At 63.1% G+C, this 13,149-nt stretch carries 14 protein-coding genes; 8 read left to right on the top strand and 6 right to left on the bottom strand.

Annotated features, from left to right (window positions below):
• Window positions 1-200 precede the first annotated feature (200 nt).
• Window positions 201-965: a DUF1906 domain-containing protein gene (locus HBA99_RS24235; protein WP_070951799.1), complete on the bottom strand. Its 765-nt coding sequence runs from the start codon at window positions 963-965 to the stop codon at window positions 201-203.
• Window positions 966-1,034: 69 nt separating this feature from the next.
• Between HBA99_RS24235 and HBA99_RS24230 the strand changes: the two genes are divergently transcribed.
• The gene (locus HBA99_RS24230; protein ID WP_070951800.1) at window positions 1,035-2,699 is read left to right on the top strand and encodes an ABC-F family ATP-binding cassette domain-containing protein; all 1,665 of its coding nucleotides are present in this window, start codon (window positions 1,035-1,037) and stop codon (window positions 2,697-2,699) included.
• A 10-nt stretch (window positions 2,700-2,709) separates the two neighbouring features.
• On the opposite strand, the gene HBA99_RS24225 is transcribed toward HBA99_RS24230, so the two are convergent.
• Window positions 2,710-3,735: a fused (3R)-hydroxyacyl-ACP dehydratase subunits HadA/HadB gene (locus HBA99_RS24225; protein WP_070951801.1), complete on the bottom strand. Its 1,026-nt coding sequence runs from the start codon at window positions 3,733-3,735 to the stop codon at window positions 2,710-2,712.
• Between the two features lie 213 nt (window positions 3,736-3,948).
• On the opposite strand from HBA99_RS24225, the gene HBA99_RS24220 reads away from it, so the two are divergent.
• The 3 genes from HBA99_RS24220 (at window position 3,949) to HBA99_RS24210 (ending at window position 6,204) form a co-directional block, all read left to right on the top strand.
• Window positions 3,949-4,206: a hypothetical protein gene (locus tag HBA99_RS24220; RefSeq protein ID WP_227457801.1), complete on the top strand. Its 258-nt coding sequence runs from the start codon at window positions 3,949-3,951 to the stop codon at window positions 4,204-4,206.
• A 115-nt stretch (window positions 4,207-4,321) separates the two neighbouring features.
• Window positions 4,322-5,221 carry a glycoside hydrolase family 6 protein gene (locus tag HBA99_RS24215; protein ID WP_057967006.1) on the top strand — a complete coding sequence of 300 codons (900 nt, stop codon included), beginning with the start codon at window positions 4,322-4,324 and terminating at the stop codon, window positions 5,219-5,221.
• 20 nt (window positions 5,222-5,241) lie between these two features.
• On the top strand, window positions 5,242-6,204 hold the full coding sequence (locus tag HBA99_RS24210) for a patatin-like phospholipase family protein (protein WP_070951802.1): 963 nt from the start codon (window positions 5,242-5,244) through the stop codon (window positions 6,202-6,204).
• Between the two features lie 65 nt (window positions 6,205-6,269).
• Here HBA99_RS24210 and HBA99_RS24205 read toward each other — a convergent pair whose 3' ends face one another.
• Complete coding sequence (locus tag HBA99_RS24205) at window positions 6,270-7,160, bottom strand: alpha/beta fold hydrolase (protein ID WP_070951803.1); 891 nt, start codon at window positions 7,158-7,160, stop codon at window positions 6,270-6,272.
• A 181-nt stretch (window positions 7,161-7,341) separates the two neighbouring features.
• Here HBA99_RS24205 and HBA99_RS24200 point away from each other — a divergent pair, with 181 nt between their 5' ends.
• Both HBA99_RS24200 and HBA99_RS24195 read left to right on the top strand, forming a co-directional pair.
• The gene (locus HBA99_RS24200; protein WP_165615239.1) at window positions 7,342-7,893 is read left to right on the top strand and encodes a TetR/AcrR family transcriptional regulator; all 552 of its coding nucleotides are present in this window, start codon (window positions 7,342-7,344) and stop codon (window positions 7,891-7,893) included.
• A 714-nt stretch (window positions 7,894-8,607) separates the two neighbouring features.
• Entirely contained in the window at window positions 8,608-9,405 is a 798-nt protein-coding gene (locus tag HBA99_RS24195; protein ID WP_030097607.1) for a L,D-transpeptidase, read from the top strand.
• Window positions 9,406-9,547: 142 nt separating this feature from the next.
• On the opposite strand, the gene HBA99_RS24190 is transcribed toward HBA99_RS24195, so the two are convergent.
• The 3 genes from HBA99_RS24190 to HBA99_RS24180 form a co-directional block, all read right to left on the bottom strand.
• Window positions 9,548-10,003: a hypothetical protein gene (locus HBA99_RS24190; protein WP_070952389.1), complete on the bottom strand. Its 456-nt coding sequence runs from the start codon at window positions 10,001-10,003 to the stop codon at window positions 9,548-9,550.
• A 467-nt stretch (window positions 10,004-10,470) separates the two neighbouring features.
• A complete protein-coding gene (locus tag HBA99_RS24185) occupies window positions 10,471-10,914 on the bottom strand; it encodes an SRPBCC family protein (RefSeq protein WP_070951805.1) in 444 nt (147 codons plus the stop codon).
• A gap of 37 nt (window positions 10,915-10,951) precedes the next feature.
• Window positions 10,952-11,956: an adenylate/guanylate cyclase domain-containing protein gene (locus tag HBA99_RS24180; protein ID WP_070951806.1), complete on the bottom strand. Its 1,005-nt coding sequence runs from the start codon at window positions 11,954-11,956 to the stop codon at window positions 10,952-10,954.
• A 141-nt stretch (window positions 11,957-12,097) separates the two neighbouring features.
• Between HBA99_RS24180 and HBA99_RS24175 the strand changes: the two genes are divergently transcribed.
• Window positions 12,098-12,544 carry a hypothetical protein gene (locus HBA99_RS24175; RefSeq protein ID WP_070951807.1) on the top strand — a complete coding sequence of 149 codons (447 nt, stop codon included), beginning with the start codon at window positions 12,098-12,100 and terminating at the stop codon, window positions 12,542-12,544.
• A gap of 179 nt (window positions 12,545-12,723) precedes the next feature.
• Window positions 12,724-13,122: an MmpS family transport accessory protein gene (locus HBA99_RS24170; RefSeq protein ID WP_030097602.1), complete on the top strand. Its 399-nt coding sequence runs from the start codon at window positions 12,724-12,726 to the stop codon at window positions 13,120-13,122.
• The last annotated feature ends 27 nt before the right edge of the window (window positions 13,123-13,149 follow it).

The following is a 13,149-nucleotide window of genomic DNA, read 5'->3' as shown; positions in this document are numbered from 1 at the left end:
GGACCGACTGTGGGGGAATCAGTTTCACAACGCATCATCTGACCGATTTCCAGGGCCACACGCGGGCAGCCTGGCGTCTCCTCTCCAGTGCTGCTGACCGCCTGCGAGATCGGGCCAGCCAATGAAGGTTAGCGTAACCTTCCTTCGATGTGGGGGGCTTCCCTCCGCGGCAAATCTGGTTCGGCCGCGGTGCGAGATCGCTAGCGGCTCAAGTCCCACTGGCCGAAATCGGTTGCCAGTACATCGTCGACATCCACGTGGACGTCACCGATCAGTGGGCCGGGGTTCGACGCCGTGTTCACTGCGCTCTGGTACAGCACGGCGGCTGGCTCACGTGCCCCGCCTGACCACGCTCGTGTCTGCCAGGCCCAGCGGTAACCGCCGGTCGTGGAATGCCCGATGACGCCGTCGCCGATCGCCCACCCGCACGCCCGGGCGTGACCATAGATGCCGGTACGGCGAACTCCGAGTACCGAATTGATGCCCCGGAACCATTGGACTGCAAGCGTTTTCCAGGTGTTCTGGTCGATGTCCTCGTCGACGCTGAAGAAGATCGGCGCGGTATCGGGCCCATCCGCGGCCCCGTGTAGTCGCAAGGCGGTCTGGGCGTCGGCAACGCCGCCGTCGTAGCCGCGGGTGAAGTCGGACGGAGTGGGCCAGCCGGGCTTGCCGTACTGGTAGCAGCTGACGATGTGCAGTCCGGCGGCGCGTAACCCGGCGGTGTAGTCACGCGTGACGGGTTTGAAGTCAAAGGTAGCTCCCGGCCGCAACTCGGATACATAGACGAGGGCACCCGCGTAGCCGGCGGATTTGATCGGTTCGGGGGTCACCAGCCGCTCGGTGAAGTCGATCAGCTTTAGCCCGTCCGCGGAGGCACTCGGTGCAAGGACCATCGGAAGACCCGCGAGGATCGGTGCGGCCAAGGTGTATCGAAGGGCATCGCGTCTCGAAACCGGCCGGTGCATGGCGCGATGGTATCGGTCCGGTACGGGCGCGGGGGTTCTCTTGCGCCGTGATGATGCGACGATGAAGCCATGACGGCAACGCTTGTCGCGAAAAATGTGGCCGGCGGATTCGCTCACCGCACCCTCTTCGAGGGGCTCGATGTAACCGTTGCGCCGGGGGACGTGATCGGAGTCGTGGGCGCCAACGGCGCCGGCAAGAGCACCCTTCTGCGAATCCTCGCCGGGGATCTGGAACCACTCGAGGGTGTGGTCAGTGTTGCCCCGGCCGACGCATTCATCGGCTGGTTACCGCAGGAGCATGAGCGCCTCCCCGGGGAAACCGTCGCGGCCTACATTGCCCGCCGCACGGGGTGTACCGATGCCACCCAGGCCATGGAGGCTGCGGCCACGGCGCTGGCCGACCCGGGGCAGGGGCTAGCGGAGGCCGATCTGGCCGAGGCCTACTCTGCGGCGTTTGATCGTTGGCTCGCCTCCGGGGCGGCGGACCTTGACGAGCGGCTGCCGGCGGCGCTGGCTGATCTGGGCCTCGGTCTGGATGCGGTGCGACCGGAGTCGACCTTGATGACGTCCTTGTCGGGTGGGCAGGCGGCACGTGTTGGACTGGCGGCCCTGGTGCTATCTCGGTTCGACATCGTCTTGCTCGATGAGCCGACAAACGATCTTGACCTGGACGGACTGGCCCGGCTCGAGGACTTCGTCCGCGATCTTCGTGGTGGCGTGGTGTTGGTGAGTCACGACCGCGAGTTTCTGGCCCGCAGCGTCACCCACGTCCTCGAACTGGACCTGGCCCAGAACACCACCACCGTGTTCGGTGGTGGTTACGAAAGCTATCTGGAAGAGCGTGAGGTTGGCAGGCGCCACCGGCGCGAACAATACGAAGAGTTCGCCGAAAAGAAGGCAGACCTGGTGGCGCGCGCTCGCACTCAGCGGGAATGGTCGAGCCAGGGTGTGCGTAACGCCATGCGCAAGGCTCCCGACAACGACAAGATCCGGCGCCGCGCGGCCTCCGAATCCAGCGAGAAGCAGGCGCAGAAGGTTCGCCAGATGGAGAGCCGGATCGCGCGCCTGGAAGAGGTGGCCGAGCCCCGCAAGGAATGGGTGCTCGAGTTCACCATCGGCGCCGCACCGCGTTCGAGTTCGGTTGTTGCGACTCTGGCCAATGCTGTTGTGCGGCAAGGCGACTTTGTTCTTGGGCCGGTCTCCTTGCAGGTTGATGCCGGTGAACGCATTGGGATTACGGGGCCTAACGGGGCCGGAAAGTCCACACTGCTGCGGGTGCTGTTGGGGCGTCTGCAACCCGATGAGGGACGTGCGAGCCTGGGAGTAAATGTCTCGATCGGCGAAATCGACCAGGCGCGTGGCGATTTCACCGGCCCGGACCGGCTCGTGGACCGCTTCGAGCAGCGGTTACCGTCATGGTCGACAGCCGATATACGCACCCTGCTCGCCAAGTTCGGGCTGCGCGCCGACCACGTCGAGCGCCCGGTTGACGAGCTCTCACCTGGTGAGCGCACCCGTGCGGGTCTGGCATTGCTGCAGGCATGCGGCACCAATGTGTTGGTTCTGGACGAGCCGACCAATCACCTCGACCTCGCCGCCATCGAGCAGCTCGAGCAGGCGCTCGAGGCCTATGACGGTGCGCTGCTGCTCGTGACACATGATCGCCGGATGCTGCAGAACGTTCGGCTGGATCGATCCTGGAGGGTCGACAACGGACGCGTGACAGAGCTCTAGCGCTGTCAGATCAGCTGAAGCGGACGTTCAGCGTCGCCAGGCCAAAGATCTTCTTACCGCTGGACTTCGCGGTGACGACGATGACGCCGGTGCGCGTCTCCGGATCCAGCGATTTGATCTTGCCACCGAACTCGATGTCCGCGCCTTCGGCGGACGACACGATGGCCGGTGCGGACAGTCGCACCGCGTAACGCGTCACCGCACCCGGGTCGCCCGACCAGAGCGAGAAGAATCCGGCACCCAATCCCATGGTCAACATGCCGTGCGCGATCACATCGGGCAGTCCGGCCAGTTTGGCGATGTCTTCGTCCCAGTGAATCGGGTTGGCATCGCCGGCCACACCGGCGTAGTTGACCAGATCGCCTCGGGATAGTCGGGTGTGGTGCACCGGTAGCTCGTCGCCTGCCCGCACATCGTCGAAGGACGGCGTGCCCGGTGCGCGGCTGTCCGCGGCGATCCGAACCTCGCCCTCGGGCCGGACGGTCTTCTCGTAGGCGTCGGCGGCTGTGCCGATGCCAGAGAAGTCGACGTCGTGCATCATCGCCCTCTGCACGGCCGCCATCGTCCCTGGACTGATTTCATCTGCGGTGATCCCGACGACGGTGGTGTGCAGCGTGTGCACGCGGGCGCCGGCTGTGTCGGTGAAGGTGTTGGTCACGGTGATCAGGTCTCTGCCCGCAACCCGGCGCACCGAGGTCAGTTCCACATCGATGTGCAGCTCGTCACCGGCCATGATCGGGCGGTGCTGTTCAAAGACCTCTTCGGTCTGCAGGTAGGTGTCGTACCCGACGACCACGGATTCGAACATGCGCCGGTTACAGGCCATGGCCGGGGTCGACGTGAACGTCAACGGCGCCACCAGACCGGAATAGCCGAGCCCTGCGGCGGCGGCCTCGTCCCAGTGCGCGGGGTGGTAGTCCTGCACCGCGCGGGCGTACTCGCGCACCTTTTCGCGGCCCACCAGGTAGGGGCCGTCCATCTGGTAGTAATGGCCGACGCGTGCTTCGAGTGCCGACGCTTCTGCGGGTGCAGTCATGAGGTGTCCAACTTTTCTACCGGCCTGTTCGCTGAGGCCGACGGAAGCACCCTAGCGCGCAGGTTCTGGGTAGTTGGTCGCCGATCCATATCCGAAACCCTCGTTGCAGTGATCATTAGTTTGTAAAATGGGTGGTCACCGCCCGTATTCACCGTTGTTCTCGCTCTGAAACGGTGATCGGGGGTTGTGCCCGTACAAAGAAGGGAGGGCACTGTGGCAGCCATCATGAGAGGTGTCGTGACCGCGGCCTTTGCCGCGATGATCGCGGGTGCTTTTCAGGTCTCGGCCCCCGCGGCATACGCGGCGCCCAGCACTCGCGTGATGTGCGAGAGGGTCAACGAAGTCGGCGATTGCGAGGAACTCCCTCCCAACCAGCAGGACAGCGGAGACAACTGTGTACTGGTCAACGCGTTGGGCGCTTGTGAAGACAAGCAGGAAGTCGACGACCCTCCGCACACGATGGATAGATAGCGCAGATCGCTACTGGGCCGAATGGCGCTTGTTGTGGTGCTGAGGCTATTTTTCTGAGGTGATTTCCTCAGCTGCTGGTGTCCTCGCGCGACGGATCGCTCCCCTGCTGGCCGTGATGTGTCTGGGCCTTTTCGTGGGTCCGGTGGCGCGGGCGGACAACCCGTTGGACGGTCAAGGGTTCTACGTCAACCCGAACTCGGCGGCGATGCGTGCCGCGCAGAGCGCCGGGAGCCCCGAGTTGACGGCCATCGCCAACACGCCGCAGGCGTACTGGATGGACAATGTGTCGACTCCCAGCGTGGACGCGAAGTACATCAGCGCGGCGCAGGCCTCCGGCGCCACCCCGGTGCTGGCCCTCTACGCAATCCCCCACCGCGACTGTGGCAGTTTCGCCGCCGGCGGTTTCGGATCCGCCGATGCCTATCGGGGATGGATCGATGGCGTCGCATCGGCCGTGGGATCGGGGCCAGCGGTAATCATCCTCGAACCGGACGCCCTGGCCATGGCGGACTGCCTGTCTCCCGGCCAACGCCAGGAACGCTTCGAGCTGATGCGCTATGCCGTCGACACGCTGACCCGTAATCCGGCCACGGCCCTCTATGTCGACGGTGGTCACTCGCGGTGGGTGAGTGCCGACGTGATGGCGGCCAGACTCAACGATGTCGGCGTCGGAAAGGCCCGAGGCTTCAGCCTCAATACCGCGAACTTCTTCACCACGGATGAGGAAATCGGTTACGGCGACGCGATTTCGGGAATGACGAACGGCGCGCATTACGTGATCGATACCTCGCGTAATGGAGCGGGGCCGACCGCGGATGCCCTCTACTGGTGTAATCCCAGCGGCCGCGCATTGGGCACTCCGCCCACGACGGCCACCGCGAGCCCGAACGTCGATGCCTACCTGTGGGTCAAGCGTCCCGGGGAATCTGACGGTTCATGTGACCGCGGGGATCCTCGGGCCGGCACCTTCGTCAATCAGTTCGCGATCGACCTGGCGCGCAACGCCGGCCGGTAGGGGTCGCGAACTATCGACGTATGGGAGGCGCTCGAGTGACGGACGGGCAGCTTTCGCTTATCGACGTGTTGGCCGCCCGGTTGGCTACCGGTAGTCGCCCCGGTAATCGCCAGGACGGCCACCGTGTCGCGTTGGCGATCGAAGGCGGTGGTAACCGATCGGCCTACTCCGCCGGTATGTGCATCGCACTCGATGAGCTCGGCCTGACCAGTTGTTTCGACTCGGTCTACGGCACTTCGGGCGGCGCCCTGAACGGGGCTTGGCTGCTGACGGGGGAGGCGCAGCGGTGGCTGCCGTCGTGGGCGTGGCCAGAAGTGGCCGCTGCGAAGGTGAATGATCCGGCGCGGCTGCTGCGCGGCGGCCCGGTAGTTGATCTCAAGGCACTGGTCGGTAACGTCTACACCTCAATCACACCAATGAATTTCGATGCAATACTTGGCAATTCGATCACGTTTCACCCGATCGCCACCGATGCGCGGACCGGTGCGGCATGTGACTTGGCTCCATACGTCGTAGGCCAAGCGTCGTTGCAGACAGCGTTACGAGCGAGTGCGTGCCTGCCGCTGTTAGCAGGCCCGCCAGTGCAACTCGCGGGCCGTGCATTCGTCGACGGCGGCGTTGCCGAGGCAATTCCCTGGCCCTCGGCTGTCGCTCAGGGTGCCACGCATGTACTGGTGTTACGCACCCTGCGCGAGGACCAGACGGCATCCGTGGCCGGGCTCGAACTTCTCGCGTTGATGCCGTACTACCTGCGGCACGCGCGCGGTGCCGGTCGGAGCCACCTCAGTCGGCACCTCGTGTACCGGCGCGCTGACAACGCCCGGGCGCGAGGCGTGGAGTTTGTTCAGGTGCGTCCCCCTGTTGGCGCGCATGATGTGTCGGGGCTATCTCGGGACCTTGCCGCTATCGCGAGCGCCATCGAGATCGGGCGGGTCGCCCTCCGGGGCGTCATCGACGAAATGCGCTTGCAGGCGCAGCTGTGATCGATAAAGCACCCCGCTTGATCTCACGAATCTGATTGCGGCCCAGCTGGAGTGATCAGGTCGTCTCACTGCAACGCGGGCACAGTCGTGTGGACCTGGCTCTCGGATAATTGTTCGATCAGGAAATCGCGTATGGCTGTTTCGGTTTCGGCGGCATGGGTGATCATGGGCCAGTGGCCCGCCTTTTCCAAGAGGAGTATCCGTGCCGAAGGAAATGCAGCGAGCTGTTGATGAGCGTGCTTGACCGGCAGGAAGTGATCACGACGGCCCCAGATCACCAGCGCCGGTATGTCTTTCGTCTGTAGCAGGTAAGCGAGAGCGTCGCCGAACTCTGCGATGTGACGCGACGCACGGTACAGACGCAACACCGCATCGCGTGTACCCGCATCGAAGTCTTTGGCCATATGCGCAAGGAAATCAGCGGGCAACCGCACCGGCCAGGGCTTGAACGAGTAGGCGTGCTGGACAACAAGTTTGAATACTCGTGGCACAGTCAGGCGCATCGCTAGTTCACCCATTGGCCGCCTGACCCACTGCTGCGCGGGCCAGTGCCAGCGGTGTTCGACGATGGCTCCGGTGTTCATCAGCGTGACCGAAGCGACCTTATCCAGATGGGCGGCGGCCCAGGTCAGGCCCCAGAGCCCGCCGAAGTCGTGCAGGACGAGGTGAACATTGGTGATTCCAAGGTGGGCGAGGATGCCATCGAGATGTGTCGCATGTCCGACAGCGTTCTGTGGAAAGTCGCGGGGCTTGTCGGCTTGTCCGAAGCCGGGCATGTCGGGAGCGACGGCACGTACGTGCTCGCCGACCGCTCCCAGTAGTCCGCGAAAGTCGTGCGATGAGCCGGGGTTTCCGTGAATGAAGACCACCGCTGTAGACCCCTGCGCCGGCCCCGCAAGCAACAGCGGAGAGCGCACTCCGTCGATGATCACCTCGCCGGTTCGTATGTCCGACACATTGCCTCCTGGTCGCTTCGGTCGGGGCCATCTGTAATCAGCACCCATTTCATGAACATAACATATACTAGATACCATAATCTATATACTGTTGACGTTCCACGGGTGATCAAATGAAGGGCGGCTGATGGTCGGCGCAAAATCTGCGCAGAAGACAAGCAGGGGCGGGACCAAGGAGCGGATGCTGCAGACCGCCGTGGAACTCATGGCCGAGCGCAGCGCCGCCGGCGTCACGATCGACGAAGTGGTTACTCGCAGCGGTGCCCCACGCGGGTCGGTCTACTACTACTTTCCGGAGGGGCGCGCGCAGCTGATAGCGGAAGCTTTAGAGCGGGCCGGCCAGATCACCAACGCGATGATTGCCGAGGCGTTCTCCGAAGGGCCAGCTCGCGGGATCCAGCTCTACGTGAAGTACTGGACAAACATCTTGCAGCACAAAGATTTCGGTGCCGGTTGTCCCATCGCGTCGGCGGCGATCGGCGGCGGAGAGATTGACAGCAGCCTTATCCCACAAGCCGACACCGTCTTTCGTGCCTGGCAAGAACTCATTACGTCGGGCCTGGTTGGCATCGGTATCACGCAGGCCCGCGCGGGGGGACTGGCCACACTGATCGTCACCTCGATCGAGGGTGGCCTGATCCTGGCGCGCGCCAATCGCGACACCGCGCCACTGGAGCGAGTGCAAGGAGAGCTGGAACGGATACTCGAGCAGGCACTCAACGAGAAGTGGTGACGGCTGCTGCTAGATTTTGCTGCTCAGCGGGCGTATTTCCTTTCTTTGCCTAACAAGGGCAGTGGCCCGTATCGACAAAATCCACAGTCATCCAGTACCGCGTGGGCAAGAGCAACCTCTTCCGTGTGCGGCTCCGGTGGCGCATGCCGGTGGATGAGTAGCGCGTGCGGGATCTGGCGGCGATCCGGACGAACTACTTGTGCGGGTCGCTCTCCGGAGGGGTTCCACAGCCGAACGGCGGGATGAGATTCTGCTGGGCAACTGCTAGAACAGCGCAAACGCGCTGGAACTGTTGCAGGAGTGGGTAACTAAGCCATGCGGTGAGTTCGGTGTCGGCGGCATCGATGAACCTGACGCACGGCTGTGGGTGGCACTGATGAGCGTTGTACTGAGGGGTGTCGCTAGCCAGCGCTATCTACCGCACATGCTTGTTGTGGTGGCCGCCAGCGACGACGAGATGCTCGCGTGGACGACCCCGTTTTGAGGGCGCTTATCTCCCCCGAAAACACCTCCCGAAGTGCGGATATTTGGGGTGCGCATGAGATCAGTTAGCGGGCCAGATCTGCTGCTGTTTTCGTTATCAAACCGTGGGGAACGCGTTATCGAAACGGCAAGCGCGCCCGCTACTTCGGCCGTTGACACGTCCTTACGATCACATCGTTCATGACGAAGTGGTCATCCCAGAGGGGTCGGTCGATGAGGGCAATTCTTCACATTGTTGTAGCGGTGTCCGTCGTCGGCGCGACACTGGCTGGGCACCCGGATGGTGTTGACACCACAGCTGTCAGCCGGCCGCTCGAATGGGATATCAGGTCGATCGCGCCCGCGCCGGATAAGGCAGTAGGCATCGCGCACCCCGTGGTGGTGACCTTCAATGGTCCGATTGCCGATCGCCCGGCAGCCGAGCGAAGTCTGAGTATCACATCGACGCCGGCCATGACGGGAAAGTACGAATGGCTCGATAGCAATGTCGTGCAATGGATCCCCGATCGTTTCTGGCCGTCGCACAGCACCGTGAAGCTCATGGTGGGCGGTAGGCCTGCGGAGATCTCGACAGGCCCTGCCCTTATCGGTATCGCCAGTATCTCTCGGCACACGTTCACCGTGTCCTATGAGGGAGTGTGGAGAAGGCCATCGGACGGGATATCAGGATTGCCTGCGCCGCATCATCTTCCGCGCCTGGGGGAAGAAGGGGTGTTCCCGGCTTCAATGGGCCGCCCGGAGTATCCGACGCCCATCGGCACCTACGCGGTCCTGGGAAAGGAGCGCTCCGTGCTGATGGATTCCAGTAGTGTCGGAATCCCGGTCACCGCCGCCGATGGCTACAAGATCGATGTGGAGTACGCCGTCCGCTTTACCAGTCGCGGTCTGTTCGTGCACGCGGCTCCGTGGGCCGTACCGGCAATGGGCTACGAGAATGTCAGCCACGGCTGCATCAGCCTGAGCCCGGCGGCCGCCGAGTGGTACTTCGACAATGTCAATGTCGGCGATCCGGTGGTCGTGCAGGAGTAGCAGCTTGCTCTTGTGGAATCTGCCGCAGTACAACCGATGTAGTGCGCGCGATGACCTTGGCGCCGCCTTCCTCACGACATGAAAAAGCCCGTATTCCCTTACTGGTAAAGGAATACGGGCGATTGCTGGTAAGCCCGAGCGCTCAGCCTTGCGGACCGGCGGGGGTCGGAACACCCGGCGTCGGCGCGCCCGGGACCGTGGAACCGACCGGGACGCCCTTTCCGGCCACGGGGCCTGCGGCCAGGGCACCATCAAGGGGCGCGGCCGCAGGGACCACGGCAGGTGCGGCCGGAACTACCGGTGCGGCCGGAACTACCGGTGCGGCCGGAACCACTGGCGCCGCAGGAACAATCGGTGCGGCCGGGATGATGGGCGCTGCCGGTACGACAGGTGCCGCAACAGGGCCCGGCAGTATCGGCACCCCGGCCACGGGCGCGGCGCCTGCGGCGGGGGCACCGACTAACGCACCCTTGCCGGAGCCTCCGGGGCCGTCTTCAACCGCGTGGTGCGCGCTCCCGGATGACTCTGCGACTGCGGATGGCGCCCATACGAACGCGGCCGCACATAAACCAGCGCTGGCAATTACCTGAATAGCCATTCGATCAAAGATGATGATCGCCACCGACCCGACTCCCTAGCTTGAGCGTGTAAATCACGCTGGTGAAATTCGATGGCTGAACTTTATAACGCTCCAAAATTGACGTCCAGCTGACGTTCAGGTTGGTTATGAAGTTGATGCGGAATATGAACTGTGGCTGTGACCTAACGGGCGCACGGCGGTAATCAGTTGCCTCCCAGATGTCCGGCTAATCGCCATGTCAGAAGGCGCATACCGATGAGGCCGAGGGTATTTTCAGGCGAGATGGAACTGTGACGGAATGGTATTCGATATGAGTCGGTAGTCACGTAAAAGCCCAGGTATCTGAATAAATGAAGATCACTCGGTTTATGGGGGCGAATGTGATTAATTAGCAATGCCTAAGAATGGCGCACGAACTGAACCAGAAATGCGAATTTCTACTCTGGAATTCAAAATACGTTCGTGACTCAAATAGTCTTGGTTTTCTATGCTTTCCCGGCCGCACCCCGGCGCGCCACTTCCCGGCGTGCGCCGTCGACGAGGCTCGACATTGATTTACGCAGGACCCACACCATCGCGGTATCGGGTACCGGAATCAGTGGGGTGGACTCCATGGAATAGCGCACGGCCGTTCCCTGCGGGTGGTCGGTGAGGGTGATGGTTCCGATGTGCGAGCGCACCGGCAGTCCACCGACGACGCGATACTGAATGCGTTCCCCGGCAACAAGTTCGAGGATCTCTTCCTTGACGCCGACCGGGCCTACACCGATTCGGTGAATCGCCCCCACACCCTGCCGTTCGGTGGTACCAGGCCGGACCAGCGTGACTGTGAAGGGCAGAAATTCGTTGTACCCTTCGCGGTCGGCGAACAATTCATACACAGTCGTTCGGGGTGCCTCGAAGATTGTTTCCTCGATGTACTGCGCCATGTGATGTCCTTTCCTATCCGTCAAAATCATGGGGTCGTTATGAGCGTTTGCGGGTTCGCAAGACATGCGAACCCAACCGGGAGAACCCCTTGACGCGCACGCCGCGCAGGTGACGGAGAACGAACTCGTCGTCGTCTCCCAGTGCCGCCGCGGCGGCGTCGTCGAGAAGGATCGTTCCGGGCCGGGCCACGCCGGTCAGTCGTGCGGCGACGTTGACCACGGTGCCGTAGAGATCGCCGAAGCGTACGAGCACCTGTCCGTAGGCCAGGCCCACCCGGATCTGCGGCATATCCGGAATGTCCTGTGCTGCTGCAATAATCGCTGCATTCATGGCAACGGCGATGCGCGCGCCGGCCCCGGCGCTCGCGGCGGCGAACATGACTTCGTCGCCGACGTTCTTGATCACCCAGCCGCCGTGGGTGGTGACTGCCTCGGTGAGTGCGGTCTCGAAGGTCTCGAGCAGATTGGTCAGTTCGTCGAGGTCCAGATGGCGGGAGAGGCGGGTATAGCCAACCATGTCGGCGAAACCAACAAGCAATTGTCTTGTGGTGCTACCAGATTCATTCGACCGAGTGAGTGCTGCAGCCAAATGTCGCTGCCAGGCATAGTCCTGCAAGTCAGTCAGTGTGGAGATTGTGCGTGTAACCGCGTCGACGCTTGACCCGGTTGTGAACGCGTCGCCATCGTTGGCAATGCGATCTTCGACCTCGCGGGTCAGTAGGTCTGCCTGCCATTCGGCCAGCCGCGCCATGGCCTGGCCGAGGGTGCGGGCCGCGGTGACCTGGCTCTGCTCGTTGGCTGCGGTAGCCGTTCCCAATGCGGCGAAGGTGCGGATCGCGGCGACGTCGGCATCGGTGAACACGACCTCGTCGTCGCTTTCCGCTGCGGCGAAGCCCAGTGCCACCCATAGCTTGCGGGCGCGTTCGACCGGGACGCCGGACAGCTCGGACACCTGAGACCGGGTGTACTTGCGGGGGCCACCGAGGAGCGACTGCTCGATCGCGGCGTCCACCACCTCGTTGAGCTCGCGAGACTCGGCCATCTCGCCAGTACAACACACCTACAACCCGGTGTCGGCAGAACCCTGTGAGCCGCAGGCAGTGTCAGGAACCTTGACTTGATTCAGAGAAACCCCGAGTATCTCCAGGGAGATTCCTCGATGGCGGGGCAAAGGGACGGTGCGATGAACTGGAACTTCTTGGGGCACAACTGGCACCTCTTCGGGTACCTGGCGATTCTCGCTTTTGTGGCCCTGCTGACCTTCGCGACGTGCATGTTCGTGTACATCACTCGCTTGAGGAAGCAGGTGTCGTCACCACTGGCGGACCGGATCGGTGGCTATCCATTGGTCTTGAGGAAGGTACGCAAACGGGAGCCGATGTCGCCCGATGAGCTCACCTTTGCACGGCAGGCCATCGCCGATCGCGGATCGTTGTGGGCCTTATCCATTCCGGCGACCATCTTCAGCCTGGGCTGCTTCTATGTGCTCGGCAGCCTGGAGCAGCTACATGGAGCCACCCCCTCCGAGCGGACGTTCCTCGGGGTCATTCCGATGATCTCGTCGATCAACATCACGGCGCAGGTGCTGCGGATGCGGCGGCTGAAGGGGCGGCTGCCGCGCGCGTCGTGATGCCGATCTGACGGATTGTCGGGGCCGGCGAAAGTTGCCGCTCGCATTCCCAGGTTTGGCTGATAGCATTTCCGACCGTACTTATGTCAGCTTCATTGACATGCACGCGGCGCGAGGTCCGGGAGGGTGGTCGGGTGAGCCGACGTTCGGTTGGCAGGACGTTCCTGGCACGCGCCTGGATGCCGCTCGTCGCCGTCATTGCGCTGGGAGTGGCCGGTGGCTCGATGCTGAAGGTGCACGAACTGTCCGCTCCCGGACCGGTGCTCACCGTCAATCCGCCGCAGGCGCCACCGGAGTTCACGCCCAAGACGCTCACCTACGAGGTCTTCGGCACGGTCGGGAATGGCGGGATGCTGAGTTATGTCGATATCGATGGTCATCCGCACCAGGTGGACGTGACTGCGCTGCCGTGGTCACACACGGAGACGACGACTCTCACCGTGGTTTCGGGCAGCATTTCGGTACAGGTGCGTGGGGGGCAGGTCGGTTGCCGGATACGGGTGAATGACGTTGTCCGCGACGAGATGTCCGATGACCATGCCGACGCGAACGTCATGTGCAGGGTGAAGTCCGCATGAGCGAGCACCGGGTGAAGAGGCCCTTCG

The sequence above is a fragment of the Mycobacteroides chelonae genome, from assembly GCF_016767715.1.
In the GTDB taxonomy this organism is placed as follows: domain Bacteria; phylum Actinomycetota; class Actinomycetes; order Mycobacteriales; family Mycobacteriaceae; genus Mycobacterium; species Mycobacterium gwanakae.
This window is presented reverse-complemented; position numbering and strand designations above follow the sequence as displayed.